The 25,994-nt window shown below is 41.7% G+C and carries 25 protein-coding genes and 2 tRNA genes; 13 read left to right on the plus strand and 14 right to left on the minus strand.

Annotated elements, in window-relative coordinates; translation table 11 throughout:
- Window positions 1-671: 671 nt before the first annotated feature.
- Window positions 672-2,054 (plus strand): RNA methyltransferase, encoded by a 1,383-nt coding sequence (locus tag ACE5CV_RS03865; protein ID WP_374948843.1) that lies wholly within the window; start codon window positions 672-674, stop codon window positions 2,052-2,054.
- A gap of 74 nt (window positions 2,055-2,128) precedes the next feature.
- On the opposite strand, the gene ACE5CV_RS03870 is transcribed toward ACE5CV_RS03865, so the two are convergent.
- Both ACE5CV_RS03870 and ACE5CV_RS03875 read right to left on the minus strand, forming a co-directional pair.
- Window positions 2,129-2,857, minus strand: a complete 729-nt coding sequence (locus ACE5CV_RS03870) for a LytR/AlgR family response regulator transcription factor (protein ID WP_374948844.1) — start codon at window positions 2,855-2,857, stop codon at window positions 2,129-2,131.
- 2 nt (window positions 2,858-2,859) lie between these two features.
- On the minus strand, window positions 2,860-3,870 hold the full coding sequence (locus ACE5CV_RS03875; protein ID WP_374948845.1) for a sensor histidine kinase: 1,011 nt from the start codon (window positions 3,868-3,870) through the stop codon (window positions 2,860-2,862).
- Window positions 3,871-4,088: 218 nt separating this feature from the next.
- Here ACE5CV_RS03875 and ACE5CV_RS03880 point away from each other — a divergent pair, with 218 nt between their 5' ends.
- The 4 genes from ACE5CV_RS03880 to ACE5CV_RS03895 all read left to right on the plus strand — a co-directional run bounded on the left by ACE5CV_RS03880 (window position 4,089) and on the right by ACE5CV_RS03895 (window position 6,352).
- Window positions 4,089-4,295, plus strand: a complete 207-nt coding sequence (locus tag ACE5CV_RS03880) for a hypothetical protein (protein ID WP_374948846.1) — start codon at window positions 4,089-4,091, stop codon at window positions 4,293-4,295.
- On the plus strand, window positions 4,289-5,188 hold the full coding sequence (locus ACE5CV_RS03885) for an ABC transporter ATP-binding protein (protein WP_374948847.1): 900 nt from the start codon (window positions 4,289-4,291) through the stop codon (window positions 5,186-5,188). The genes ACE5CV_RS03880 and ACE5CV_RS03885 overlap by 7 nt, the downstream gene beginning before the upstream one ends.
- A 4-nt stretch (window positions 5,189-5,192) precedes the next feature.
- The gene (locus ACE5CV_RS03890; RefSeq protein ID WP_374948848.1) at window positions 5,193-5,990 is read left to right on the plus strand and encodes an ABC transporter permease; all 798 of its coding nucleotides are present in this window, start codon (window positions 5,193-5,195) and stop codon (window positions 5,988-5,990) included.
- Between the two features lie 125 nt (window positions 5,991-6,115).
- The gene (locus ACE5CV_RS03895; RefSeq protein ID WP_374948849.1) at window positions 6,116-6,352 is read left to right on the plus strand and encodes a PLD nuclease N-terminal domain-containing protein; all 237 of its coding nucleotides are present in this window, start codon (window positions 6,116-6,118) and stop codon (window positions 6,350-6,352) included.
- On the opposite strand, the gene ACE5CV_RS03900 is transcribed toward ACE5CV_RS03895, so the two are convergent.
- Genes ACE5CV_RS03900 through ACE5CV_RS03910 form a run of 3 tightly spaced genes read right to left on the minus strand, consistent with a single transcriptional unit; the run spans window position 6,353 to window position 12,032 of the window.
- Window positions 6,353-7,696: a M20/M25/M40 family metallo-hydrolase gene (locus tag ACE5CV_RS03900; RefSeq protein WP_374948850.1), complete on the minus strand. Its 1,344-nt coding sequence runs from the start codon at window positions 7,694-7,696 to the stop codon at window positions 6,353-6,355.
- 51 nt (window positions 7,697-7,747) lie between these two features.
- A complete protein-coding gene (locus ACE5CV_RS03905) occupies window positions 7,748-8,842 on the minus strand; it encodes a WG repeat-containing protein (RefSeq protein ID WP_374948851.1) in 1,095 nt (364 codons plus the stop codon).
- 16 nt (window positions 8,843-8,858) lie between these two features.
- Entirely contained in the window at window positions 8,859-12,032 is a 3,174-nt protein-coding gene (locus tag ACE5CV_RS03910) for an ATP-dependent helicase (RefSeq protein WP_374948852.1), read from the minus strand.
- Between the two features lie 136 nt (window positions 12,033-12,168).
- Between ACE5CV_RS03910 and ACE5CV_RS03915 the strand changes: the two genes are divergently transcribed.
- The gene (locus ACE5CV_RS03915; protein ID WP_374948853.1) at window positions 12,169-13,263 is read left to right on the plus strand and encodes an adenylate/guanylate cyclase domain-containing protein; all 1,095 of its coding nucleotides are present in this window, start codon (window positions 12,169-12,171) and stop codon (window positions 13,261-13,263) included.
- A gap of 8 nt (window positions 13,264-13,271) precedes the next feature.
- Here ACE5CV_RS03915 and ACE5CV_RS03920 read toward each other — a convergent pair whose 3' ends face one another.
- Window positions 13,272-13,427 carry a hypothetical protein gene (locus ACE5CV_RS03920; protein WP_374948854.1) on the minus strand — a complete coding sequence of 52 codons (156 nt, stop codon included), beginning with the start codon at window positions 13,425-13,427 and terminating at the stop codon, window positions 13,272-13,274.
- 125 nt (window positions 13,428-13,552) lie between these two features.
- On the opposite strand from ACE5CV_RS03920, the gene ACE5CV_RS03925 reads away from it, so the two are divergent.
- Window positions 13,553-14,413 carry a helix-turn-helix domain-containing protein gene (locus ACE5CV_RS03925; protein ID WP_374948855.1) on the plus strand — a complete coding sequence of 287 codons (861 nt, stop codon included), beginning with the start codon at window positions 13,553-13,555 and terminating at the stop codon, window positions 14,411-14,413.
- Window positions 14,414-14,553: 140 nt separating this feature from the next.
- Window positions 14,554-15,654 carry a medium chain dehydrogenase/reductase family protein gene (locus tag ACE5CV_RS03930; protein WP_374948856.1) on the plus strand — a complete coding sequence of 367 codons (1,101 nt, stop codon included), beginning with the start codon at window positions 14,554-14,556 and terminating at the stop codon, window positions 15,652-15,654.
- A gap of 123 nt (window positions 15,655-15,777) precedes the next feature.
- On the opposite strand, the gene ACE5CV_RS03935 is transcribed toward ACE5CV_RS03930, so the two are convergent.
- On the minus strand, window positions 15,778-16,320 hold the full coding sequence (locus ACE5CV_RS03935) for a GDSL-type esterase/lipase family protein (protein WP_374948857.1): 543 nt from the start codon (window positions 16,318-16,320) through the stop codon (window positions 15,778-15,780).
- Window positions 16,321-16,771: 451 nt separating this feature from the next.
- On the opposite strand from ACE5CV_RS03935, the gene ACE5CV_RS03940 reads away from it, so the two are divergent.
- Together ACE5CV_RS03940 and ACE5CV_RS03945 are read left to right on the plus strand one after the other, a co-directional pair.
- Window positions 16,772-17,941 (plus strand): hypothetical protein, encoded by a 1,170-nt coding sequence (locus tag ACE5CV_RS03940; protein WP_374948858.1) that lies wholly within the window; start codon window positions 16,772-16,774, stop codon window positions 17,939-17,941.
- A 296-nt stretch (window positions 17,942-18,237) separates the two neighbouring features.
- A complete protein-coding gene (locus tag ACE5CV_RS03945; RefSeq protein WP_374948859.1) occupies window positions 18,238-18,894 on the plus strand; it encodes a hypothetical protein in 657 nt (218 codons plus the stop codon).
- A 196-nt stretch (window positions 18,895-19,090) separates the two neighbouring features.
- Here ACE5CV_RS03945 and ACE5CV_RS03950 read toward each other — a convergent pair.
- Window positions 19,091-19,163: transfer RNA gene (locus ACE5CV_RS03950), tRNA-Met, on the minus strand.
- A 124-nt stretch (window positions 19,164-19,287) separates the two neighbouring features.
- Window positions 19,288-19,364, minus strand: a tRNA-Met gene (locus ACE5CV_RS03955).
- A gap of 145 nt (window positions 19,365-19,509) precedes the next feature.
- On the opposite strand from ACE5CV_RS03955, the gene era reads away from it, so the two are divergent.
- Complete coding sequence (era, locus tag ACE5CV_RS03960; protein WP_374948860.1) at window positions 19,510-20,385, plus strand: GTPase Era; 876 nt, start codon at window positions 19,510-19,512, stop codon at window positions 20,383-20,385.
- A 124-nt stretch (window positions 20,386-20,509) separates the two neighbouring features.
- Window positions 20,510-21,811: a ribosome biogenesis GTPase Der gene (der, locus tag ACE5CV_RS03965; protein ID WP_374948861.1), complete on the plus strand. Its 1,302-nt coding sequence runs from the start codon at window positions 20,510-20,512 to the stop codon at window positions 21,809-21,811.
- A 45-nt stretch (window positions 21,812-21,856) separates the two neighbouring features.
- On the opposite strand, the gene ACE5CV_RS03970 is transcribed toward der, so the two are convergent.
- Genes ACE5CV_RS03970 through ACE5CV_RS03990 form a run of 5 tightly spaced genes read right to left on the minus strand, consistent with a single transcriptional unit; the run spans window position 21,857 to window position 25,454 of the window.
- Window positions 21,857-22,408: a DUF4256 domain-containing protein gene (locus ACE5CV_RS03970; RefSeq protein ID WP_374948862.1), complete on the minus strand. Its 552-nt coding sequence runs from the start codon at window positions 22,406-22,408 to the stop codon at window positions 21,857-21,859.
- Between the two features lie 12 nt (window positions 22,409-22,420).
- Entirely contained in the window at window positions 22,421-23,002 is a 582-nt protein-coding gene (locus tag ACE5CV_RS03975; protein WP_374948863.1) for a YdeI family protein, read from the minus strand.
- A 51-nt stretch (window positions 23,003-23,053) separates the two neighbouring features.
- Window positions 23,054-23,959 carry a class I SAM-dependent methyltransferase gene (locus ACE5CV_RS03980; protein ID WP_374948864.1) on the minus strand — a complete coding sequence of 302 codons (906 nt, stop codon included), beginning with the start codon at window positions 23,957-23,959 and terminating at the stop codon, window positions 23,054-23,056.
- 39 nt (window positions 23,960-23,998) lie between these two features.
- Window positions 23,999-24,370: a hypothetical protein gene (locus ACE5CV_RS03985; protein ID WP_374948865.1), complete on the minus strand. Its 372-nt coding sequence runs from the start codon at window positions 24,368-24,370 to the stop codon at window positions 23,999-24,001.
- A gap of 4 nt (window positions 24,371-24,374) precedes the next feature.
- On the minus strand, window positions 24,375-25,454 hold the full coding sequence (locus ACE5CV_RS03990; RefSeq protein ID WP_374948866.1) for an acyltransferase family protein: 1,080 nt from the start codon (window positions 25,452-25,454) through the stop codon (window positions 24,375-24,377).
- 157 nt (window positions 25,455-25,611) lie between these two features.
- Between ACE5CV_RS03990 and ACE5CV_RS03995 the strand changes: the two genes are divergently transcribed.
- On the plus strand, window positions 25,612-25,980 hold the full coding sequence (locus tag ACE5CV_RS03995) for a hypothetical protein (RefSeq protein WP_374948867.1): 369 nt from the start codon (window positions 25,612-25,614) through the stop codon (window positions 25,978-25,980).
- The last annotated feature ends 14 nt before the right edge of the window (window positions 25,981-25,994 follow it).

Below are 25,994 nucleotides of genomic sequence, written 5' to 3' on the forward strand. Positions count from 1 at the left end.
AGAAACTTGTAAAAAAAATATTCTCTTACAATATCCCACTCCTTAAGCTTCGCTTATAACTTGTCAGCCTCCGGATCGAAAGCTGATGTTACGCTGCATAATTTATTCTCTATCTCTTTTAAGAACTTTGCGCTTCACCTCGCGGATCTGCTTTATGTTGTCTGCCATTGCGGCTTAAACCTTCTGATTTTATTGCGAAAACCCTCGTGGCTTTCATTTTCAATGCTTTTTCTTCGTTACCGAAGCGGCTGCAAAGATGCGATTATTTTTAATTCGTGTCAAGTGTTATTTTCACTTTTTTTGAACTTTATTTTCTTCGCTTTATTTCAATTAACAACCGCAATTCCTTTCGTTGTTGCGGGCTGCAAAGGTGCAAATTCTTTTTGTTTTTGACAAGTGAAAAATTCACTTTTTTTAAACTTATTATATTTGCTAAACCTTCAAAAAACAACGCCCCTTCTATTTGAGCGGCCACAAATGTAACAACAAAACCCTCACCGACACAAAAAAAATCTCAAATAATTAAAACAAAAACATAACTCACTGATAGCTAACCTAAAATTAATATAAACTTTACATGCAAAATCTTCTTAGCCCTTTCTAATCGTTCAACTCAACTGTGAAAAGCGTCAAATCTATGCCGAAAAATTTTATGTAAATTTGAAATAGATATGAATGTTAATAATTTTCCATCTGGTTTTTTATCATTATTGGACCACGAACCGGGGTTTGACCGAGTAAGTTTTATAGATTCGCATCAATCCGAACAGACAGTAACCTCCATCCGCCTTAATCCTTTTAAGCCATCGCCGGTAAAAACAGATGCACCTGTTCCCTGGTGCGGGGAGGGATTTTATCTGAATACTCGTCCGTCTTTTACATTTGACCCGATTTTTCACGCAGGTGCCTACTATGTTCAGGAGGCGTCATCTATGTTTATTGACCATATAATAAGAACCATCCGCCCGGAAAAGGAAGATCCTATTAAGGTACTGGACCTTTGTGCTGCCCCGGGCGGCAAAAGCACCCTGCTTAATTCTGCTTTAACTGAAAACGATTTATTAGTAGCCAATGAAATAGTTAAAACGCGGGTACCTATATTAACAGATAACCTTGACCGCTGGGGAACATCGAATGTAATTGTTACTAATAACGACCCTAAGGATTTTAATAGCATCCACAGCTTTTTTGATATGATACTGGTAGATGCCCCATGCTCAGGATCGGGCATGTTCCGCAAAGACCCCGCTGCCATGAATGAGTGGAGCGAGGGCAACGTAAACCTTTGCCACCAAAGGCAGGAACGCATTCTGGCCGATATTTACCCGGCGCTAAAGGATGAAGGCTACCTTATATATAGTACCTGCAGTTACTCGCACCAGGAAAACGAAGATATTTTAGATTGGCTTTGTACCGAATTTGACCTGGAGAGTGTACGTATACCTATATATAAGGAGTGGGGAGTTGTTGAGACAGAGTCGCCGCTTAAAAAAGCATGGGGCTACCGGTTTTACCCCGGCAAGGTACAGGGCGAGGGACTATTTGCGAGTTGCCTGCGTAAAAAAGCGAGCAGCGGCGGCGCATCTAACTACAAAAACAACGGCCAGCAAAAATTACCGGCAAAAGAGATGGATATTGTAAAAGGCTATTTGAACGAGCCCGACGACTTTTACTTTTTTAAAGTTAACGACGACTGGCTGGCCATCAATCGCGAACACAAGGAGAGCTTGAATATTTTGCACCGCCACCTTTATATTAAAAAATCGGGTGTAAGAATTGGGAAACTTGCAGGTAATGACTTGATACCCGACCATGAACTGGCCTTGAGCCTCGCTATTAATAAGGATGCAGTATTAGCCACCGAACTCACCAAAGAACAAGCCATCCAATATTTACGCCGAGACAATATTGACATCGCTATAACCGGCAAGGGCTGGAGTTTAATGACCTACGAAGGGTTGGCTTTAGGCTGGGCAAAACTTTTACCCAATCGGATCAATAACTATTACCCTAAAGAGATTAGGATAATGACGCAACAGCCAGATGGGCAGTAAACAAATTGCAGCGGTTAGTGGTTGGCAACTGCAATGATTGCTACCGTATTGATAATGCTAAAACTGCGAACCGATCATATATTTTTCCCATCGACAATCTTAAAGAATTCGTCCCGATAGGTATCACCAACGGGAATAACTTTTTCGCCTATGAAAATGCGGCTACGCTCAATACTGTCTATCTTATTAATGGATACAATGTATGATTTGTGTACCCGGATAAAGTGCTTCGGTGGCAGGGCGTCCTCCATCTTTTTCATATTCTGCAGCGTGATGATACGCTCTGCAGGTGTAAAAATTGAAATATAATCTTTAAGGCCTTCAATAAACAGTATGTCGTGCAAATACACCTTTTGTATTTTATGTTCGGTTTTTACAAATATAAAATCGTTTGAAAAATCGTCTTTAGCTTCCGCATGGGTAGCGGTAACTGCTGCCGGGGCGGCCGGCTGCAAAACGCCCTGTGCTTTTTGTACCGATTTAAAAAACCTGTCAAATGCAATAGGTTTTAGCAAATAATCTACCACATCCAATTCATACCCTTCTAACGCATACTGAGGATAGGCAGTTGTAAGGATCACTTTAGCCTTGCCGTTGGCAATTTTTAAAAACTGTATACCGGTAAGCTCTGGCATTTGTACATCTAAAAATACAAGGTCGATGCCGCCTGCCTGCACCAAAGTTAATGCTTCGATTGGGTTGGTGGTAGCTTTTACCAGTTGCAGGAAAGGCATTTTGGAAATGTAATCTTCCAGTATATTCAGAGCCAGGGGCTCATCATCAACTACAAGGCACTTGATCATGGCTATAAAACTAAGGATAATTGCACTGTGTATGTATCCGTTTCGTCACGAATATCTAAATTATATTTGTCGGGATAAAGCAAGTCGAGCCGGCGCTGCACATTCACGAGCCCTATCCCTCCCGATGCATCCCTGTTGTGCGAGCTCTTCTTATTTTGAATGAAAAAATAAAACTGGCCATCCGCTAAATTAATTCGCAAACTGATAGGCACCTTTGGGTCATTTGTAATGCCGTGCTTAAAGGCATTCTCAATAAAAGAGATCAGCAGCAGGGGTGCAATATGCTGATTGGTTACCTCGCCGTTCACCTCAAACTGGATAAAGGCGTTATCACCAAAACGAATCTTCTGAAGGTCGATATAGTTTTGCAGGTATTGCAATTCCTTACTCAAATCTACCTTGTTATCATTACACTCATACAGCATGTAGCGCATAATTTCTGACAGTTTAAGGATAGCATCCGGTGTGGTATCTGATTTTTGATAAGCCAGGGAATAAATACTATTAAGAGAATTAAATAAAAAGTGTGGGTTTATCTGCGATTTAAGAAATGAAAGCTCGGCACTCAGTCGCTGGTTTTCCAGGTCACGCTGGATGCGTTCATTCAGGAACCAATCTACTGTAAACTTCAAAACCGTGCTCAAAAATATGAAGATGATACTGGTGAACGTAGTACTGAATGTGTACTGCCAAAAGCTAATGGTTTTGCCCATCCTGGTAAGCGTGATGGGCTTGGTAATTATTGCAGTACCGTATTTAGCAAGGCCAATGGCAACCAATGCGCCAATTACGTATATCGCATAAAGCTTATATTTCTTCTTATCCAGATATTTAGGGATAAGCACCAGGTAGTTCAGGTAAAACAGCCCGATGTTGATAATGCCAAAAACAACAAACAGCACCAAAAGGCTTGTTAGGCCAGTGTGGCCGCCGTTATATGCTATAAACATAAAGAAGGAGATGATACTCGTCCAGAACAGGGTATGCCAGAAAATCTGCCAGCTTTTTCTCATTAATGTTATAAACTTCTGCATCTAAAGTAACGTTTTGGAGTTTATCGCAGCTACCCTTTATATGTAGTTACTGCTTTTTTAGATGAACAGCCATTTTAAACCGACGAACAGGTTAGTAGTTGTAAATACCCGTTCATCTACAAATGCTGCCCGTTGGTCTAATTCATTTTAGCAGGTTGTGTATTTAGTATTCCTTTGTTCTATCAAATCACAACACAATGAAAAAGTTAGTTTCAAATTCAAATCCATTTATTTTATTATTGGCCCCGGTAGTATTCGCCATTGTTATGGGTGTTAGCTACCAGTTTGAACAAAAGAAACAAAATAACAGCAGCGCATCTGCAGTACAGGCAACATCATTATTTTTTAAAGGTGTAGGGCTGGTAAAAACTGTTGCATCTATCGCCCAGGATAACGTATGGTAATTCGTACCGATAACCTGTCATTTAGTTTTGCTAACCAGCAAGTGGTAAAATCCCTATCACTGCAGGTACCTACAGAAAGCATTTATGGTTTTTTAGGGCCCAACGGTGCCGGCAAGACAACTACTATAAAATTGCTGCTCAACCTGCTAAAGATTCAGGATGGCAGCATTCACATTTTTGATAAAGAGCTGCAAGTCAACCGCATCCAAATACTATCACAAATTGGCTCGTTGATAGAGCAGCCTGCTATATACGCCCACCTTACCGGTAAAGAAAACCTGATAAACCGTGCAATGCTACTGCAGGTAAATACCAACCGGGTAGATGAGATGCTGAAATTGGTACAACTTACCAACGCAGCCCACAAAAAAGCAGGCCAGTACTCATTAGGCATGAAACAGCGCCTTGGCATCGCCCTTGCTTTATTAAGCGACCCAAAACTTTTGATATTAGATGAGCCTACCAACGGCCTCGACCCTAACGGCATCATCGAGATTCGCGAGTTGTTGATCCGCCTGGTTAAACAACAGGGTAAAACGGTTTTTATTTCCAGCCACCTGTTGGGCGAGATTGAGCGCATGGCAACACACGTAGGCATTATAAACAATGGCGCGTTGCTGTTTCAGGGCAGCGTTAAAGACCTGGAAAGTATCAGCCAGCCGCAGGTACATATCGAAGCCGACAATACGGTAGATGCCGCAAATCTTTTAAAGCGCAATAATTACACGGTAAACGATATTAACCATGAACATTTATTTGTTCCCTTTACTTCAAAGCAGCAAATAGGCGATATTAATACGCTCCTTGTACAAAACGGGATCACTGTTTACGGTATTAATAAACAGCACAAAGATCTGGAGAAGCTTTTCTTAGATATCACCAAAAGCAATTAACCTTATGAAAGGATTTCTACTATCATTTTGGTCTGAATTTTACAAGACCCGCAAAACGCTCAGCTTTTGGTGCTCAATTTTATTGCCGCTACTCATCAGCCTGCTTGCTTTTACCATTTTTTACACAAAAAGCGACAAATTTGCCTCCATGCAGTCGATGGCATTATGGTCGCAGTTTGCTACCGTTAGCCTGGGCATCATGGGCACCTTACTGTTGCCCATGTACATTATATTTATCGCTTACTCAGTTAACAGTGTAGAGCATAAGGCCGATACCTGGAAAACGTTGTTTAGCTTGCCCTTGTCGCGCTGGTCGGTTTATGGGGCTAAATTCTTCTACGCCGTATTCCTCATCTTTTTATCGCTCGCCTTGTTCGGCGTTTTCACCATTGCCTTTGGTAACCTATTAGGCGTACTAAAACCCGAACTTAAATTTGGCGGTTATCACATGGAGCAGCAATTACTGCTTATCTACTTTAAACTGTTTTTGGCATCGCTCGGCATATTGTCTATTCAATTTCTGTTCAGCCTGCTTTGGGCAGATTTTTTAAAACCGATGGGTATTGGGTTTGTGGCTACTATTGCCGGAGTAATTGCAGCATCTAACAATTGGGAGTATGCTTACCTGTTCCCTTACTCACACCCCATGGCAGCCCTGCGCAGCATGATCAAACAAAACAAAGGCCCGGTGAGAGACCTCCAGATAGATGTTTTTACTAAAGATGTGTTTGTGAGCCTGGGGGTGGCTGTTGTGGTATTTGTAGCCGGCTACTTTATTGTGCGAAGAAAAAGCGTGAAATAGACTATCTAATTATTCTTTAAGGGATAATAATACACCCCTTATCTATTCAATTATTCCTAAATAATTTAACAGCAGGGTATTGTAAGGAAATATAAAAGTGTTTATCTTTATACAAACCCTTATTAATGACCCTATTACAGACCACCGGACTTGCATCGCCTCAGTTGGTTATGATATTTATCTGGCTGCTTGCTATGTGCTATCCGTTGATTGGGGCGATCTGTATTTTAGATATTGTACGCTCGGCAAAACAACCTAACGACAAAACGCTTTGGGCCATCATTATCCTTTTGATACCGGTGATAGGATTTATATCCTACCTGGCCATTGGCCGCAACAGCAAACAAACATTTCACATTTAATTACCTGCCCGGCTTAGGGAATATCGGCAAGCTTTCGTGCCCGCCAGCATCAACAGACTGCACAGCAAATAAATAATTGTCTTTTGAATAGCCAATAGCAGCACTTGTGCCTGTTACAAAAAACTTTTTCTCCCAGTAAGGGCTAATCGTTTCGCGCATCAAAATGTAATAACCTGCCGGTGCTTTGCCCTTTGGTGCATCCCATTTCAAATTAGTTTTATTAGTAAGGCCGCTTGTTTGTATCACAACGTTTTGAGGTGACGGCGGTGCCATAACCAAGTTTGCCAATACCGATAAATTCATGCGGCCAACCTTTTGGGTGTAGTCGTAATCTGCAAAATCTGGCAGGTCGCCATAATCAACCCCGTTTTCTTTACGGATGTCCTGGTGCTGACGGTTAAAATCCTCATTCATTTCGGTGATCCTAACAGCGGTAAACCCCTGCTGCGAAAACGGTGTATGATCGCCTCCTCGCAGGTAACGGTCGCGGCGGTAAATCAGTTTCACATCCAACTGCTCCACATAACGTTCAGCGATTTCTTTGGTATAACGGGCCAGTTCACGGGCGGGGCTGTCATTTTCGCCACCTACAGAGTTGCGGGTCGCCGCCTGCTTTTCCGTTTCGCCAGCCGGCACACCTTCACTAAATACACGCACACTACGGTTATCTTTTAGTCCCGTTTCCATACCATAAGTGTTACCTACAATATCATTATTCAGCATGGCATCTATCTGCCATCCCTCGGCTTTAGCACGTTTTGCAACGTTAGTCGATCCGTAAAGGCCCTGCTCTTCGCCAACTACCGCCATGAATATAATGGTAGCCGGGAAGCTTCTTTTGGCCATAACCCTTGCCAGTTCCATAGATACAGCCGTGCCTGATGCATCATCTACCGCTCCCGGCGCAAATGATTTGACATTCATAACATCGGTCACCCTTGAATCGTAATGGCCGGATACAATATAAATACGTTTATCAGCGGTATCAGTCCCTTTCAAAACAGCCATTACATTTTTCATTGGGGTTGGGTTATCCACGCGGTTGCCCTTAGGTTGAATAAAGGCATCAAATTCTACCTTCATACGGCCGCCAGACTCGGCAGCATACCGTTCATACTCGGCCTTGATCCAGTTGCGGGCAGCGCCAACACCTTCAGTTTTACTCACCGTATCGCTTAAAGTATGCCTTGTTTTAAAGTTTACCAGTTTGCGGACTATCGCCTCGATATTTTTTGATGACACCTCGTCAACCATTTGCTTAATGGAAGCATCCTGTTTAAGAACAGTTTGCGCAGATGCGGTAAGGGTTAAAAGTGATAACGCGAGCAGGCTAAGGTATTTCATACCGCAATTTATAATTTTATAAGAATTAAAAGTTGAAATTGATAAAAAGCCTCAGTTTCGTTTTTTAAGAACCATTGAAATAAGTTTATAACCATAATCTGTTCGTAAAAACCTAAAAGATTCTTCATTCAAATTTTTCTTGTTACCAACATAAACTACAAATGCAGGATACTTGAATCTATCGTGTTCTCCTATATCGTTGTAAAACATTTCAAAGCCTTTTTTTCCGTAAACGTCACTGTAAAGATCGTCAGACTCCGTATCACTTTGTAAACGATTATTTTTTATCTTATTTAAGTAATTGCTCACCATTGCAAAGTCACTACTAAGCATTTGCCTGTCGTTATATTTCCGTCTATTGATTTGAGCCGAAAAAACTTTAAAACAGCACTGCCGTAATTGTTTCGCATTCTTAATGGTCAAAAATTTGCTACTGAACCATTGCTGAAACTCTCTTTTGTAATCTACAAAACTATAAACACGGCCATTTACCCCTTTAAGATTTATATACAACGAATTATCCAGCGGATTATCACCTATTTTAAGGGAGTACCAATTGATGAGCGGAATGCTGTCTAAATCTAAGCTGTCAACCAATATATCATTTTTAGCATTGATAATTGATGTCACGCCTTTCCAGCTCCAGTGTTCACATGGATTTGATTTTGTTGCCTCGCCTCCTTCCCAGCAAATGCGCTTTGCATTACGAATAACTAAGGCTAATCCATTGTGAAAGGGCATGGCATCGTTATAAACAGCAGGTATCGCTATTATCCCGTTTTTATCAAAAAACCCAACTCTATCTGTTTTTTTATCCCGAAAAATGATTTTCTCTTCATTTTCAAAAGGAAAAGTAAAATCCCAGATATAAGTGCTGTCAACCCCTACCTTTTTACCCGTTTTTAGTAAGTAATAGTTTGCAAAGTTACGCTCACTAACTTCCTCATCTATGGCAATGATATTTCTAAAAACACTTGCCCTTGTTAGTGGTCCAAATTTTGCCGACACTTTAATTTTTCCTGTCGCATCTTTATAACCGGTTAAGTTTGTTTTAGTATCGATAAAGCGATACCACTTGTTATCTTTTTGCGCACATACATACCCTGAGGTCAGCATTATAAAAAATACGAAACAGAGTGTCCTCATAGTTTATTTAGTTTACTTACTCTTCATCATCACCTTCGGCAACCGCTAAAAGCCCTTCAGGTTGTTTAAAGTTGTTTTTTACAAAGTGGCACCAATCGCATTCTTTTTTGCCGCAGCCGGTGCTAAAATCGTGTTTCATAATTTTTTGATAAACAGTAGTTATCTGTTCAGTTACCGCCTCTACATCATCCGGCGATATGATGATCTTTTCTTTATAATATTCACCGTCTTTCACCGGCTCTACAAAATCAAAAATGGTGTTAACCACTTCCCAATCGTTGGTGTGGTCATTATCAATCAGTATCTTGTAAAAAACCGCCTGTCGCCAATAATCGCCGCCGTTCATTTGCTCTGTAGTTGGGCGCATCAGCTTATCTTTAGCGTTGCGCACGCGGCCGGTTTTATAATCAACCACAGTTACCTGCTTACCGTCAAATTCAATTTTATCAAGGTTACCTTTAATAGGCACGCCCTTCACTTCAATATTTTTTATGCTGCGCTCTGTTTGAGCAACCTTATTCCAACCGGCAACGTTCTGTTCATAGTAAGGCGGCAATATCTTTTCCCCGTAATCAACACGCAGTTTAAATTCTTCTTTGGTGAACGAGTCGCGGTTACGGTACATATACCAGCGAAATTCCTTTAAAAACTCTTCGGTAGGCATAAATTCATTATCGTAGAACGGCAGCTTACGAAACGCTTTATTAAGCGCCCAGTGTACCGCCTGCCCAAAGGTTGCTGACGGGCTTTTACCAGACGGCACCCTGATTAAACACTGGAAGTAAAACCGCAGCGGGCAGTCCAGGTAATTACTTAAATGGGTAACCGATAAAGTATAGTTTTGCAGTAACTGACTGATGTAATTTCTATCCAGCAATTCTACCACAGGCTTATCTGCTTCACTGAACTGTGTGGCAATAAATCCGATCATATCATCATTGCTTACCTTAGGATACTTGACTTGCAAGTGTGTACTGGCCAGTATCTCGCCAATAAACTGCGAGGGCTCCTGATCCTTTCCTTTTTTGTCTTTACCAGAGTAGGATATATTCAGACACTGCTTAGCACGTGTAATGGCTACGTAAAACAAACGCCGCGCTTCTTCTTTCTGGGCGATATCATCAGATGCCGACCGGGTAAGCGTGTCAGGATAACTAAAGCCATGGTTACGGCCCTTGGCATCCCACGTTTTTTTATCGCAACCAATAAAGAAAACATGCTCAAACTCCAACCCCTTAGACCCATGGGCTGTCAAAAAATTGATCCCATTATCAGAAAATATTACTTTGTTAAGATCCATCCTGATGTTGTTCTTCTTCATCAGGTCGATAGTAGCAATTAGCTCGGCCAATTTTATCTCCGGATTTTTACGGCTCTCATCCTTTAAAAAGTCAAAAAAACTGGTAAGCGCCTGCATATACATGCCCTTATCCTGCTGCTGCATGATATATTTAAGTATCCCCATCTTGGCAATCACATTCTGAAAGAACTGCTGCAGGGTTACACTCACGGCATCCTTTAGCAAATCATCAATATAAGTGGCCAAAAACTTCATTGATGTATTATCCTGCCTGCTAAACAGATCAGGCTGGGCCGAAACCTTCAATTCGCTGATGTACCTGCGCAGCGATGTATTGGGCTGATTATTTGATACCGTTGCAAAATTTTCTTTAGATACAGCTATGCTGGCTTTGGCTATTTCAATAGGGGCGATATCAAACAGATCGTAATGCAATATTTCAAACAGTAACTCGTCACCGCTATACGGAGAATCAAGCTCCATGGCCAGATAGCGCAAAATATTCACTATTTTTTCGCCAAAGGGCATCGTCAGTATATCGATCTTCCGTTTGGTGTTTACCGCAATTTTTTGCGCATCCAGGTAATGCAGTAATTCCTCTACCTGACTATGGTTACGGTATATTACCGCAATTTCGCCGGGCTCGGTGCCCTTATCTATCAACTCCTTTATTTGCAAGGCAACGTCAACCAACTCCTGATCAGGGTTTTCATACTCTTTAATCACCGGCTCAACCACCATGTCGGCAAAGCGCGGGTGTGATGCCTGCAGGTTTTTATCTAACCTTAGCTGTGCGGTTAAACGCTCGTTATTGTTGTTAATAAGCGCCCTGGAAATATCCAGTATGTGCTGATTAGAACGGTAATTGTGTTTCAGTACAACAGTGTGTAGCGTCTCCACATAATCGCCGGCAAAATCCAGGATATTTTTCATGTTGGCTCCCTGGAATTTGAAGATCGATTGATCGTCATCGCCAACTACAAATACGTTAGGCGTTTCCCAATAATTCAGCAGGAACTTAAGCAGTTCGTTTTGCGAGCCGCTGGTGTCCTGAAATTCATCTACAAGTATGTACTGGTAACGTTCCTGATATTTGCGGAGGATCTCTTCATTTTCGCGAAAGGCCCGGAGTACCCAGATGATCATGTCGTCATAATCATAACGGCCGCGCAATTTCATTTTGGCATCGTAACGCTTGTATTCGCGTACAGCAGCCAGCATTTTACCCATGGTTTCTTTAGCCTTATCGATATCCTTTTGCTTAGGGTCGCCTATTTTGATACCCGCTTTTGGGTTGGCCCGCTTATAAATAAATTCGTCCCGGTTAGGCAGATCGTCCAGATATTCGGTTACAGCCTTTGCGATGAGGTCTTCATCCCAATTCTCGCGCTTCATGGTGCTGAACAAACTTTTTAACCGTGGCGCGTCGTAGTAGATATCGCCGGTAAAACGCTTCAAAAGGTGATCGTTGTCAAAATCGTCAACCAGTTCCCTAAACAACATGGCCGATTCCAGGTCAGACAACGCCTCCAGATTTAGTTTGCCGAAATACTCCAGGTTTTCCTGTATGATCTCATTACAAAAAGCGTGGAAAGTATAAATATTGATGCGATAAGCATCCGGGCCGATAAACTCAAACAATCGCTTGCGCATGGCAACCGCGCCTGCATCCGTGTAGGTAAGGCAAAGGATCTCATTAGGCTGGGCATCGGTATCTGTTAGTATTTTACCTATCCGGGCAGCCAGTATCTGCGTTTTGCCTGTGCCGGGCCCTGCCACAACTAAAACAGGGCCATCCATTTTGTTAACGGCCGCCAATTGCTCGGGATTTAAACCTGCTAGGGCCTCCTGAAATTTAATATTATACTTGTTGAGTGAAGTTTGCGTCATTATAAATGTAAAGATAAGGATTGTTTTGGCTGCCTAAATGTTGCAAATTTCTCTTTCCCAGACTAGCAAATAACAGACTAACCTAATGTAGAAATTTTATGTTATTTTGAGAGGACATTCTATTACATCCATTCTTATGCTGTCACCGAAAATCAGAAGAGATATTGCACGTATCATTCCTTTCGGAATGCTATGGTTTGTGTTTAGTATAATATATGTTGTACTCGAAAAAAGTCTCGTTGCAAATCTCGATCATTACCCTTCATCCGGCGTTAAGTATGATTTCGCAAGAAACGCCCTGGTAATACCAGCCGCTGCCTTAATAATGGGTATATTGACAGGTATTCTGGAAATTAGTTATTTCAATAAAAGGTTTAGTAAAAACAGCTTCGGCAGTAAGATTGCATTTAAGTCGATTTTTTATTTGGTCATCATTGTTGTTTTCCTGATCATCATCTCGTTTGTTAATGCATTATCTACGCATGATGGGCAATCTTTCTTTAAATTATCGTCACCCGTCTGGACATTTTTCACGAATTACTCTGTAGTAGGCATTTTGCTATACATTGCTGCCATAGTAGTAATCACACAATTTTATACCGAGTTCAGGGAAAGCATCGGACTAAATACTTTGAACAACTTTTTCCTGGTAAAGTATCACCATCCGGTAGAGGAAGAAAGGATCTTTATGTTCGTGGATATGGCATCATCAACAACAATTGCAGAAAGATTAGGACATGTTCAGTACTTTAAAATGTTAAAAGAATACTTCGTAGACCTGTCTGGTGCGGTAATTGATCACGCCGGTGCAATTTATCAATACGCCGGCGATGAGATGATCGTTAGCTGGAAGCTTAAGGACGGATTAAAAAATAATAACAGTGTTGATTGCTTCTTTGCTATGAAACGCGCGCTCGAAAATCAGGGAGAGAAGTATAACAATAAATTTGGTTTACTACCAAAGTTCAAAGCGGGGCTGCATTACGGCACAGTCACTGCCGGGGAAATAGGATCGCTAAAAAAGGAGATCATATTTACAGGAGATGTTTTAAACACTTCTGCAAGGATACAAGGCCTGTGTAATCAATTTGGCGCGGAGCTTTTAGTATCAGCGGATTTGATCAGCGTACTTCATCTTCCCGCAGGTTACGTACTGACATCAGTGGGTGAAACCCTGCTTAAAGGCCGAAGTAAGCCGATGGAACTATTCACCATTTCCATCTCTGTTTAATTAAGCGGTTATGACAAACCTTTTAAAAGAAGTTTTAAAGCCGCCATTGAATTGAAGTAAGCATTTTGAAATATGCCGTTAAAATAAGGAAGGTCTGATAGTTCGAAATTGCAGGCAATTACAAATGCCGAGGATAGAAAGTTAATTAGGCAGATCGTTTTCATAGTATTGAATTTGTGATGTTTTTAGGTTTAATAAACTGATAGTTGATCAATGATTTCATTAAATTTGATAAGGCAAACTTAGTTCGCTGGCAAACGCCGGTATTGTAAGAAAACGAAAAATAGTAATGGAACAAACGGATGTAAACGAAGCGCTATTTTTAGTAGAGGCACCTTTAGAAGAGGTAATCAATAGTTTCTATCATATGTCGGTTGCTTCAGACGGAGAGCCCGTCACCAGGCATGTTTGTCCCAATTTGGAAATGATGTTGATATTTAATTTTGGAGTTCCTATACGCATTTCCTTTCATAACAACCCCTTACAAACCGAAATTATCCGGCGTACTACTGTAATTGGCCCACTCCGCCAGATGCTGAATTATGAACTGCTGCCCGGTGCAGACGCGTTGGTTGTCAACTTTAAGTTTAATGGTTTTCAGCGCCTGTTTAGTATGCCATTAACAGGGCTGACTGGTGAGGAAGGGACAGGTGCCGAAATTTTAACGGATCAAGATCGTTTTGATAGCCTTTGGGAAAAATTAAAAGCCCTACCTACAGCAGCACAAAGAGTGAGTTTACTTAAGCAATCAGCCAGTGGCTTACTAAAAGAAAACGATCAGGTATTTCAAACGGTAATCAGCAACCTGGCCAAATTTTTCAACCCCCGTGTTGACCCGGTAAAGGCCATAGCTGCTGATACCCGTCTTTCGGAAAGAAGTATTCAGCTAAAGTTTCAAAAGCATACCGGCTATTCTGTTAAAGAGCTGCTCCGCTTTTTGCGCTTTAAAGAAGTTATAGCTTATATCCTTGCCCGGAGCAATCAGCAGATAGCTATTTTTGATCTCATCGGCAGGCACGATTATCATGACCAGAGCCACCTCATCAAAGACTTCCAGTATTTCCTTGGCCTTGCCCCTCAGCAGTTTATCAAGAACTTAAATAATGGAAGTTTCTGCGTAGTTGGAGATACTTATCCATCTCAGCCATAAATACTACAGTCGTGCAGAGCACACTTTCGTAAACTAACGGATGATCAGCCCTATTGACCAGCCATTTCGTTTTCTTACAATTTAGCCAAAATCCGCGCCTGTACATTTGTACTGTTCAATCAAACTAAACAGCAGAAAACATGAAAACAGTTACAACAACCGAAAACAGTATTACAGTTAATACTGGAAATCACCAGAACGCAAAACTTTCAGATCAAACCAACTTTAATACAACAGAAGTAATTATGCCAGGCATAGTTGAGCCGGAAGGATTATTACTTACAAACCGCGTATTAAATAATCCTGCTGCCGGGCAGGTAATTGTAAAAATGGAAGCCAGTGGTGTAGCTTTTGCCGAGCAATCCATGCGCCGTGGCAGGTATTACGAGCAGCCCAAGTTCCCTTTCGTTCCCGGCTATGACCTGGTCGGTACAGTGGTTGCAATAGGCTCTGGGGTTGACTCAGCTTTGGTAGGCAAACGTGTGGCTGCCATGACTAAAACTGGTGGCTGGGCAAGTTATGTATTACTCCAGGCCAGCGATCTGTTACCTGTCCCTGAAGACATTGACCCGCAGGAAGCTGAGACGTTAATTGTTAATGGCATTACGGCCTGGCAAATGCTCCACCTCAAAGCGCAGATCAAGCGTGGGCAAACGATACTGGTTCACGGAGCCAATGGTGGCGTTGGAACAATTCTTACGCAACTGGCCCTTCATGCCGGCGTCCGGGTAATTGGAACAGCTTCACCCCGTCACCATGATACTTTACGGGCACAGGGTGTGCAGCCGGTAGATTATAACGACGTTGATTTGGCCGGGAGCGTACTCAAACTTGCACCGGGCGGCGTAGACGCAGTATTTGACCATTTGGGCGGACCAAGCTTTTCCAGATCTTTTAATCTGCTTGCTAAAGGCGGCGTGCTGGTATGTTATGCAATTGCCTCGGCATTGAAAGACACCTGCAATGTTTTGATTCCGTTTTTAAAAGTACTGGTACAGTTGGCCTGGTGGAACACGATGCCTAACGGCCGTAAGGCTTATTTCTACAACATTTGGGACGGAAAAGGTACAGAAGCTTTTCAGAAACAATTAAGGGAAACGTTTGCGCAGCTTACCACTTTACTGGCTAGCGGAGTGCTAAAACCACAAATTGCTGCCCGTTTTACCTTGAATGAAATTACAGCTGCCATGAAACTGGCCGAATCACGGACAGCCTATGGCAAGGTTGTGATTGTACCTTGAACAACGGGTCAACAACGGAAGTTGTTACCACTAAAAGAATAAAGAGGCATAAACTGGATTATGCCTCTTTATTCTTTTAGTGACGCCGACAGGGATATATATATAACAGCGGCTAACGTACCTTTATTTTAAATTTAATGCATTGTGTAAAATGCTGCTCCAAAGTTGATAGCCTTTCTCATTAAGATGAAGACCGTCGGCAATAAAAAGACCGGGATCAGGTTTGCCATCATTATTTAACATTGGCGTGAAAATATCCACCCAATGCCAATTCTGATGGTTGTTTTTAATATCCGCAGCTATTAGTTCATTAGTATACTTAAACTGCTCCACAAGGCCCCAACGAGCGATACTTGGCTTTAAGGAAACAAAATAACAAGGTATTTGGCTGTATCTCTCTTTTACTCTTTTGGCTAAGTATTCAAACGAAATCGCTACTTCCTGAGGATGGCGCCCATCTGCCAGATCATTATCTCCGGCATAAACAATTATTCTGTCGGGCTGATATCCATCTGTTACACGGTTAAAAAACCAAGCGCAAGCAGCCAGGGTAGAACCACCAAAACCCAAATTTACCGGCTGTAAATTTTTAAAATCACTGGCAAGGCTTGTCCACTGCCGGATCGAAGAACTTCCGTAAAATAAGGTATCGGGCTTGTAATTCAACTCCGCGCGCTGGGTTTCTAAACGCTGTATTTCTTCTTCGTACCAAAGCATATAAATCTGGTTAAATGCCAAACCTAACTAAATGATTTTTAAAAATCCATTAAACATTCAAAACAAGCACAAGTACTTAAATGCACTATTTTTTAACATCAATATAATAGATTGGTCATATTAACTTAAACAACAATTTTTTATTCATTTATTTTTTAATATCTACTAAAATCTTATTTTTTTGACTATTTTGGATGTGTCAAATCCTTTGCACAATTTACTAATCTTCTTGCATGATATACAGTAAATATGGTTCAACATATCATAATTATTTTCGATTTATCCGAAGGATTAGGGCTTATAACCTTAATGGCATAACTGTTCAAAACAGCCGTTATTGGTTAAGCAATCAGGGTACTACAGTTTATCAGCTATTAAATTAAAACAGCACAACAGGTTTATGCACCAACTTATTTGTACACGTGAAAAGGCAGAAGCTGCCAACTTTAATTTTGAACTTGAAGTGCAAGGGTTTTTACGTAACTGGATTTGTCAAAATCAGGGCGAAACATTACTCCGGTTCGATCAATCCTTAGACGAGTACGTGTCAAATAATGCGTTACGTGATTTTTTCCTGCATTCAGTGCATCCGTTAAAGCAATTATTGCAACAAAATGCTATTGCGTGCCATCTGGGAAGATGTGCTGATGAAGTTTATTTCGATCCAACCAGCGGGGATCCGCTATTGGCACCGGCAGAACAGCGGATTTATAACCTTGCTCACCGGATGGACAGCGAACAAATGCATGTTCCGTTTCGTTCGGTACAGCCCGTCAAACAGACCGAGGCAGGCGATACAGCCGACATTGCTACCTATCCGGCTGAATCAGAAACTATACGGTATAATAGCGGCAACCATTTTACCAGCCGTCCCGCAAATGGCAATGTATTTGACGAAAACAGCAAACAATGTGTTGCTAAGTCTGCCGGCAACTTAAATGTAATATTTGAAAGGGGCTTTCTGGAAGATCGCCTTCATGATATTAAACAACGCATGATAGCATTACATGAGGCTGGCGCGCAGGGGTACCAGTATTTTGTAATCTGCAGCCGGCATTCTCCAAAAGAGGGTCATTTTGGAGCGTCGTTAGTAATCATGGATCCGTTGAACCCACATTTTCCAATACGGGTATTAGTCTGCGACACTTTGCTTAAAGATCTGCCTAATCATCCGCGTTGGTGGAACCATTTTATTGCTGAATATGCTAATGTGTTTGGCGAAGCAATTGGCGAAGTGATTGAAGATCTGTCGCACCCTTTGCAAAAAGTAAACGTTAAGGGCGATAACCCTTACCGGCACGACTGGGATTGCCCGTATTACGTAACCAGCATGACAAATGCCTTAGCCGATATAGTAGTGTCAGATCCGGATCTAATGGTTAACGGAAGCTTAAAAGAGGTACATGATGCGATGAAAGCTTTAATGCAGGATTATTACCACACCGATCAAACCATTAAAGACAGACAAGATATAAAAGAGACCAACCGTTTAAAACGCTGGAACAGCGGATTGGAAGTTATCAGGGATTTACTTACTGATGTTGCCAGCAACTCATCCTACCAGGTTTAAATACTCGCTGGATGTGGCATGTGCACTTTGAACTACCCGATAAGTAAAAAGTTAAGAGCAAAAAAATCGGACGAACTTGAAATCATGCTTGTCCGGTGGTAGCCCCAACAATGACTATTATTGAAACGCTAGTACAAAATTTGTATTGGACTCAAGATTTTGAAGAATGAGACCTTACATTTAGCATACGCTTTATTAACTACGGTTATAATTTAAATTAGCAAGGAATGATTACGTTGGTATGGGCTTTGTTAACCGTCAAGCATTAAATAACATTTATCAAAAAAAGTAAAAAAATGAGACTATTTTTATTTTGCGCTATATTTTTTATAGCCGCCCCTATTTACACGAAGGCACAAACAACTGCCGATATTGTTCAAACTCTTGAACAAGGGTATGGTTGGGCAAGGGCTAAGGTTATAGAAGAAAGTATTACTATTAACGGTCCGGCGGAAATGTTTACCAGGATCAAGTCTGATAAGCGATCTTTTGACATTTCCACTTTTTCTTATTCGAGTGTGTACTTAGGTAAGTACTATGATAAGGTTTATGGCACTGATATATTAAACTCAGCAGAAAAAACAGCCGTAAACACAACAGCTGAACAAAAAGCTGCATGCGCAAAAGAAATTGCTAAAATCAAAGGTAAATTGCACATAACATTAAATGCACGTGGTACTAAATTAACAGATAATAGCTACGAACTCAGCATGACGACCATAACCACTATAGGGGAGTTTTTAAATCCTGAAAGAGGCGTTGGGGTTGCCAACGGATGGAGACCAATTGCGAAAAATATTGCTATAACTATTAATACCCTAAACAGAAAAGGGCAGCCTATAGTTAAGTGGAGCAATGATTCAAAGAATTGCACAATAGATTTACCTATAGATGGTGACACCAATTATTCAAGTATACTTTTAGATGGTTTGAAAAAGGGCGGAAAAATGTAATAAGCCTGCCGGATGCTCTGCGGATAAGCCTTTTTATGAGTATCTCGGTTTGAACATGCTAATTTTGCATCCATTTAACAATTAGGTATGTTGAAAGGGTGATAACCTATGACCAACTCAGCTAATGCGACCCGGGCCAATATTTTCTAAACGCAAAAAGCCTTAAATCTTTCGACTTGAGGCTTTTTACTTGAGGTAGCGGGAACAGGACTCGAACCTATGACCTTCGGGTTATGAGCCCGACGAGCTACCAACTGCTCCATCCCGCACTATGTTTAAATATTCGCCGCAGTCATAACATCTGCAACGTTTGCCTTTTAGCAAAGGCAGGGGATTACTTTGTCCCGTTTTAGAAATCAAAAGCCTTGATCTTTCAATCAAGGCTTTCTCTTTTGGGTAGCGGGAGCAGGACTCGAACCTACGACCTTCGGGTTATGAGCCCGACGAGCTACCAACTGCTCCATCCCGCACTACTTTTTGGTATTATCCATAACGGGCATAACTCCGTAATGTTTGTTTCCAATTGTCAAAAAGCAAATTACGCTCCGTTTTTATTGGACTGCAAAGATATAATTCGTTTCTTTGCAGTCCAAATAATATTTTAATTATTTTTTTATGGCACACAGGGCAGGTTTTGTAAGTATAATTGGTAAGCCCAACGCGGGTAAATCAACCCTTATGAATGCGTTGGTAGGCGAAAAAATGTCTATTATCACCCCGAAGGCTCAAACCACCCGCCACCGCATTTTAGGTATTGTAAATACTGACGACTACCAAATCGTATTTTCAGACACCCCTGGCATCATCAAACCGCATTACGCATTACATGAAAGTATGATGCACCAGGTAGACGGTTCTATTGTAGATGCCGACCTGATTTTGCTGGTTACCGATATCCATGAAGAGTATGACGAGCAGGACGTGCTCAAAAAATTACAGAATTCAACCGCGCCGCTTGCTATCCTGATCAATAAGATCGATTTATCTACCGAAGAAGAGGTGAAAGAGAAAGTAGCCTACTGGCAGGTAAAATTAAACCCTAAGGTGGTTTTCGCCATATCTGCCCTGCATGATCATAACATTAAAGCCATTATGGATTTTGTTGTCGATAGCTTGCCAGAGCACCCCGCCTATTACGAAAAGGATGCATTAACGGACCGGAATGACCGCTTCTTCGCTTCAGAAATGATCCGTGCACAGATCTTTAAACAATACAAAAAAGAAATCCCATATAGTACCGAAGTGATTGTGACCGCCTTTGTTGAAGGTGAAAAGTTACACCGTATCAGTGCCGAGATTATTGTAGAGCGCGACTCTCAAAAAAATATCATTATCGGCAATAAAGGCGAAATGCTTAAAATTGTAGGTACATATGCCCGCCGGGATATGGAGGAATTTTTTCAGAAAAAGATCTTCCTTGAAATGTTTGTCAAGGTTATTCCCGACTGGCGGAGCAAAAAAAATTACCTGAAAAAATTCGGGTACGAATAATAACAGTACAAGAGTTTAACGTAGTACTTAATACGTTTTACGTTTATCTTTGCAAGTAATTAATACACAAGAGCTAATGCTCTTTACACGTAAACGTTTTTCGTTTAACGTAAAATAAAATTCCATGAGTAATATAGTAGCGATAGTAGGCAGGCCAAACGTTGGCAAATCAACTTTATACAACCGTTTAACCGAAAGCCGTAAAGCTATTGTTGACGATTTTAGCGGCGTAACCCGCGACAGGCACTACGGTACGTCTGAGTGGACATACCAAAAGTTTACCGTTATAGATACAGGTGGTTATGTGGCCAATTCTGATGAGCTTTTTGAGGTAGCCATCCGCGAACAGGTACTGATAGCAATTGAAGAAGCATCGGTTATCTTGTTTATGGTTGATGTTACTACAGGCATTACCGATTTAGATGACGAGATTGCCGGTTTACTGCGTAAAGGTAAAAAACCGGTTTTTGTAGTAGTAAATAAACTGGATAACAATGCCCAATTAGCTGATGCTACCGAGTTTTACAGCCTTGGCTTAGGCGAAATATTTACCATATCATCAATGACAGGCTCGGGTACCGGCGAATTGCTGGACGAGGTAGTGAAACATTTTGAGGATGTTCCGTTTGAAGAGAATGAGCGCCCCAAGTATGCTATTATTGGCCGCCCCAATGTTGGCAAATCATCCATTATTAATGCATTGATCGGGCAGGACCGTAATATTGTTACGCCTATAGCCGGCACTACACGCGATTCGATCCATATACATTACAACCAGTACGGTCATGATTTTATGCTGATCGATACAGCAGGGATGCGTAAGAAAACCAAGGTGAAGGAAAATATCGAGTTTTACTCGGTAATGCGTACCATAAAGGCTTTGGAAGAGGCTGATGTGGTGATCCTGATGATAGATGCCGTTGAAGGTTTAGAGGGCCAGGACGTAAACCTTTTTCACCTTGCAGAAAAGAATAAAAAAGGGGTAGTAATTGTAGTGAATAAATGGGACCTGATAGAAAAGAACAACAAAACTATTAAGGTTTTTGAAGAACAGATACGTCAGAAGATAGCACCGTTTACCGATGTACCTATTGTATTTACATCCGTTACAGAAAAGCAGCGCGTATTAAAAGTGATAGACGTAGCTAACCAGGTTTATGAGAACCGTGCCCGCAAAATCCCTACCTCAAAATTGAACGAGGTAATGCTGCCTATCATCGAGAACTATCCGCCGCCATCGTTAAAGGGTAAATACGTAAAAATTAAATACATCACTCAAATTGCAGGGCAATCGCCAATGTTTGCATTTTTTTGCAACCTTCCGCAGTATGTAAAAGAACCTTATTACCGTTTCATCGAAAACCAGTTGCGCGAAAATTTTGAATTTTCCGGCGCACCAATACAGGTTTGGTTCAGGCAGAAATAAATCATATTCTTACTGCTGATTGCTTGGGAAATTTATAGCTTTACCTTACACCCGCAACAAACCCCTGAATCCACGGGCAGCGTAATAAGATTGTGCGCCATTGTGGTAAGTAAAAACATGGTCATAACGGCGGTCGCCGAACAGCGCGCCACCCAATTTACGTATAGCCGACGGTGTAACCAGCCAACTCGACGTCTTTAAATCAAACTTTCCAATCTTTTGAAGGTGCCTGTATTGCTCTTCTGTCAAAAGTTCAATACCCATTTCAGAAGCCATATCTAACGCATTATTTGCAGGTTGGTGTTCTTTTCGAGATTCCAGCCCCTCGCGGTCGTAACAAGTGCTGCGCCGGCCGGCCGGGCTCTCTGCCGAGCAATCATAAAATATGTATTCGTCGGTGTGGTCATCAAAAGTAACTACGTCGGGTTCGCCGCCGGTAATCTCCATACTATCTAGCGACCACATCTTGCCGGGCATCGATGTTAGCCTGCGTTGCACTGCCTCCCATTCAATGCCGGTGTGGCGCTGCATGTTTTTCTTAAAACGGATTTTCAGTTTATCCAGCAATAAGATTTGATGCTCGGAAGATAATTGCATACCAGGGATATTTTATAGATCGTTAAGGCCCTTGCCGGACATTATTTGCGGAATACACTTTTCAACCCTTGCTTCGCGGGTTTTTGCTTGTTTAGGCTGGGCAAAATGAAGGAGGTAGGCGCGTTGCCGACCGGGTGTAAGGGCTTCGAATGCCGCTTGTAACTGATTGTCGGCATTCAGCTTTAATTGTAATTCTTCGGGCATTACAAATTCTGTTGTCTTTTTCAACTCAACTTGCAGTCCGGCCTTTTCTACCTCTATCGCTTCAAATACATGGGCTTTAATAGCAGCTTTCTGTACGGTTATCTGGGCGCTGTCTGTAAATCTAAGTTGCCTGGCTGCCTGCACATTTTCTGTTTGCTGAACGAGCAAGCCGTCACTGTTGCTTAGTAACGCTCCTTTAAAAAACAGCAAGGCGCAATATTCTTTAAACACATGGATCAGCACAATATTGGCGTCATACAGTGTGTAACAGGGGCAGCCCCATTTCAATTCTTCGGTCAACCCGCATTCAAGCACAAGAGCACGCAGCTGTATGATCTCGTGCTGCCACTTTTTTGCTTTCTGGAAATAAAAATCAACTTTAGGATTCATTTGGAAGATATCGGGTTAGGCCATTAAAGTTATAAAGAAACTCTAAATAAGTTAACTGCTAAACAACGCCAACCGGTAATTATTTTCAACGTTGCCGCTTACCATGGTAAGCCAGCTTTGCCTTGCTACCTGGGCTGTGCAAGGGCCGTAAGTAATCACCCGGATCTGCCTGTCCGCAGTTTGCCGTCTTATCCTCTCGAGTACGCTATCCAGCATCACACCTGTAAACGGGCTATACATAAAAAAACAGGTACCTTGTGTGTAATCTGCGTCGCGGGCGTCCGTAGTGAGAAATTCAATATTATTTAAGTTGAGCTGTCCTGCACAAGCCACCGAATAAGCACAAAAGGCCGGATCGATTTCTATACCCTTTACTTGTGCGCCGGTAAGCAGGCTGATCAAAATAGCAACTTGGCCTAAACCGCAACCAATATCAAAAAAAACGTCAGTGGTGATCAAACCACACTGCTGCGCCATTTCAAAAACTACGCGGGCAGGCGTTTTTTGGTAATAAACCATTTCAGGCTCCAGGTCGATGGATTGTGCAGGCCAGTCTGATGCGGGCAATAACCTATTAACAAACAAATCCAGGTTGTCGTATCTGCCATCCGGCTCACCTTTAGTTAAATCGATGTATTGGCCTACCAGATTTTTAAAGTCCTCGCCCCTGTAAAGGCCGTTAATAAGTTCTGCTTTTAATTGTTGAAAAAGACATTTGTCTACCAACTCAAGCGAAGCTTTGATCTGCTCATTTTTGGTTTGAAGCAGCAACAGGTCATGGTATTTACCATGTTGAGCCAACATACCATCTACTCTTCCTGTGATCCAGAATTCAAGGTGATCTATAGCATCGGCCCTCTCGCAGAAATTGCACGCGACAAAAAGTTCACTATTATTTGCTATGCTATCTATTTCGCGGTTTATTGCTGCAATATCATTTACTAAACCGTTATCCATTGTTGTTAGCTATAAGATAATGACCTGAGCAATATGACATCAAACGTTGGCAGGCGGAACCTTCTCGGTTACTTTTTTATAAATAGTAAAGCCGCCGTAAAAAAACATTACCACAATAAAAAGATAAACCCAAAACGGAATATTACGCCCGGCAATGATCAGGTACATATAGGGCAAACTGAAACTGGCAGCAGCGAAAAGAATTAGTGTAAGTATTGGCTTTTTATCCTTTAAATTTTTGAGTAGGAAGCCGATAAAGGTGAAGAATGACAGCTTGCTTACCAGGTAAAGGCTACCCAGGACCAGCGGATCGACACTGTGCTTTTCGCCAAGTTCAATCACCCAATCTTTTAGCATTGTAAGGTACTCCATCATCATTGGCAATATAGCAAATAGCGCCGTTATTACCATTAAATTACACCCGTTTGCGTTTGTTTGTTAAATATCGGCGCAATGGTATATCATAAAGCTTAAGCACAATCCAGGCAATAGATACCAAAATAAATAAGTTTACAATAATAATGACGGCTAATTGCCCTGAACCCGGCTTGTGTGATGTATAGTAGTTGGCAAACGCCCAAATAAAGGCGTAATGTGTCATATACAGCGGATAGGAGATATTGCCCGAGAATGTACACAAATTCTTTAAGCCCGGCTTTAAAACGGCCCCTGCACCTAATGAAACAAGCAGTGGGAAATAGATGAGCACTACAACGGTTTCAGATATAAAATTCCATTTGGAAAAAGGCATTACAAAGGCAAGCATCAGCAACATGCACATACTGCCAAAGCCAAGCTTTGATTTAACTATCCAGTTGAAACGATAAATTAGCAGCCCAGCCAAAAACGAGTAGCTGATACGGGCGCACCCATCCCAAAAATTAGCGCCGGCCCAGCCACCCATCAAATTGGTTGACCGGGTAACCACTACACAAATAGCAAGGGCCGCTACAACCACCAAAGGCAGCAGCCATTTGCGGTTAATTTTGCAGAGTACCAATGCGTAAAAAATGTTGGCGATATACTCCCAAAACAACGACCATGCAGGCGCATTGAAGCTAAACAAGTTAAAGGCCCGCTCTGTCATCACTGGCATAGGGATCATTAAAACCGAGCTCAATAAAATAACCGCAAGCCTGCCTGCGCTGTAGGTGTTGGCTTGTGTTGCAAACGGATCGAACAAAAAGGCAAGCAACCCAAGTATAGAGCCTAACACCACCAGCGGGTGCAACCTTATTAGCCTGGACTTAAAAAACTCAAGGATACCCATTTTGGCAATGCGGTCGTCATAAGCATAACCGATAACAAAACCCGATAGGCAAAAAAAGAAATCGACCGCTAAAAACCCGTGGCCAATAAAATTCTTGCTGTAATCAGTATAAGCTACCTCCATAAAATGGAAGGTTACCACAGCCAAAGCAGCTACGCCGCGTAAGCCGTCTAAAATTTCAAAATGTTGTTTAGTTTTAAGGATAGCAGAAACGTTCTTTTCCATAATCAGGTATACACGGTAACCCGGTGTCAGCCTCAAAAATATAATTTAAAACTTCTATTTGAAGCCTTTTTTAGCTTGAGGTAATTTTGTAAGTTAGTGCAGTGCCGCAAAACGGCCGGCCAATTAACACAAACACTAAAAATTAAACTATTTAAACATGAGGTCTTTAAAACTATTAGCAGCAATCGTAGTAGCCACTCTGCTGTTTTCGGTACAAGCTAAAGCGCAAACATCTGCATTTTATGCAGGCAAATGGGATGTGCTGGTAAAGGGTACGCCACAAGGCGATGTACACTTGAAATTTGCCCTTGCTGACTCGGCAAGCACTATCAAAGGTACTTACACCGACCCGGAATCTAACAAAGAAATGCCATTAACTAAAACGGAATTGAAAGATGGCAAACTGAATTTGTATTTCACCATTCAGCAATATGATCTTTCTTTGGCGCTTGCCAAAAAAGACGATGATAACGTTACGGGCAGCCTTATGGGTATGTTTGATGCTGCAGGTGTACGTGTAAAATAACACTTAGCAAAATA

This window comes from Mucilaginibacter sp., assembly GCF_964263795.1.
Classification (GTDB): domain Bacteria; phylum Bacteroidota; class Bacteroidia; order Sphingobacteriales; family Sphingobacteriaceae; genus Mucilaginibacter.

Coding starts and splice junctions, on each gene's coding strand:
- ACE5CV_RS03865 (WP_374948843.1), top strand. CDS start 672: ATGAATGTTAATAATTTTCCATCTGGTTTTTTATCATTATTGGACCAC.
- ACE5CV_RS03870 (WP_374948844.1), bottom strand. CDS start 2,857: ATGATCAAGTGCCTTGTAGTTGATGATGAGCCCCTGGCTCTGAATATA.
- ACE5CV_RS03875 (WP_374948845.1), bottom strand. CDS start 3,870: ATGAGAAAAAGCTGGCAGATTTTCTGGCATACCCTGTTCTGGACGAGT.
- ACE5CV_RS03880 (WP_374948846.1), top strand. CDS start 4,089: ATGAAAAAGTTAGTTTCAAATTCAAATCCATTTATTTTATTATTGGCC.
- ACE5CV_RS03885 (WP_374948847.1), top strand. CDS start 4,289: ATGGTAATTCGTACCGATAACCTGTCATTTAGTTTTGCTAACCAGCAA.
- ACE5CV_RS03890 (WP_374948848.1), top strand. CDS start 5,193: ATGAAAGGATTTCTACTATCATTTTGGTCTGAATTTTACAAGACCCGC.
- ACE5CV_RS03895 (WP_374948849.1), top strand. CDS start 6,116: ATGACCCTATTACAGACCACCGGACTTGCATCGCCTCAGTTGGTTATG.
- ACE5CV_RS03900 (WP_374948850.1), bottom strand. CDS start 7,696: ATGAAATACCTTAGCCTGCTCGCGTTATCACTTTTAACCCTTACCGCA.
- ACE5CV_RS03905 (WP_374948851.1), bottom strand. CDS start 8,842: ATGAGGACACTCTGTTTCGTATTTTTTATAATGCTGACCTCAGGGTAT.
- ACE5CV_RS03910 (WP_374948852.1), bottom strand. CDS start 12,032: ATGACGCAAACTTCACTCAACAAGTATAATATTAAATTTCAGGAGGCC.
- ACE5CV_RS03915 (WP_374948853.1), top strand. CDS start 12,169: ATGCTGTCACCGAAAATCAGAAGAGATATTGCACGTATCATTCCTTTC.
- ACE5CV_RS03920 (WP_374948854.1), bottom strand. CDS start 13,427: ATGAAAACGATCTGCCTAATTAACTTTCTATCCTCGGCATTTGTAATT.
- ACE5CV_RS03925 (WP_374948855.1), top strand. CDS start 13,553: ATGGAACAAACGGATGTAAACGAAGCGCTATTTTTAGTAGAGGCACCT.
- ACE5CV_RS03930 (WP_374948856.1), top strand. CDS start 14,554: ATGAAAACAGTTACAACAACCGAAAACAGTATTACAGTTAATACTGGA.
- ACE5CV_RS03940 (WP_374948858.1), top strand. CDS start 16,772: ATGCACCAACTTATTTGTACACGTGAAAAGGCAGAAGCTGCCAACTTT.
- ACE5CV_RS03945 (WP_374948859.1), top strand. CDS start 18,238: ATGAGACTATTTTTATTTTGCGCTATATTTTTTATAGCCGCCCCTATT.
- era (WP_374948860.1), top strand. CDS start 19,510: ATGGCACACAGGGCAGGTTTTGTAAGTATAATTGGTAAGCCCAACGCG.
- der (WP_374948861.1), top strand. CDS start 20,510: ATGAGTAATATAGTAGCGATAGTAGGCAGGCCAAACGTTGGCAAATCA.
- ACE5CV_RS03970 (WP_374948862.1), bottom strand. CDS start 22,408: ATGCAATTATCTTCCGAGCATCAAATCTTATTGCTGGATAAACTGAAA.
- ACE5CV_RS03975 (WP_374948863.1), bottom strand. CDS start 23,002: ATGAATCCTAAAGTTGATTTTTATTTCCAGAAAGCAAAAAAGTGGCAG.
- ACE5CV_RS03980 (WP_374948864.1), bottom strand. CDS start 23,959: ATGGATAACGGTTTAGTAAATGATATTGCAGCAATAAACCGCGAAATA.
- ACE5CV_RS03985 (WP_374948865.1), bottom strand. CDS start 24,370: ATGGTAATAACGGCGCTATTTGCTATATTGCCAATGATGATGGAGTAC.
- ACE5CV_RS03990 (WP_374948866.1), bottom strand. CDS start 25,454: ATGGAAAAGAACGTTTCTGCTATCCTTAAAACTAAACAACATTTTGAA.
- ACE5CV_RS03995 (WP_374948867.1), top strand. CDS start 25,612: ATGAGGTCTTTAAAACTATTAGCAGCAATCGTAGTAGCCACTCTGCTG.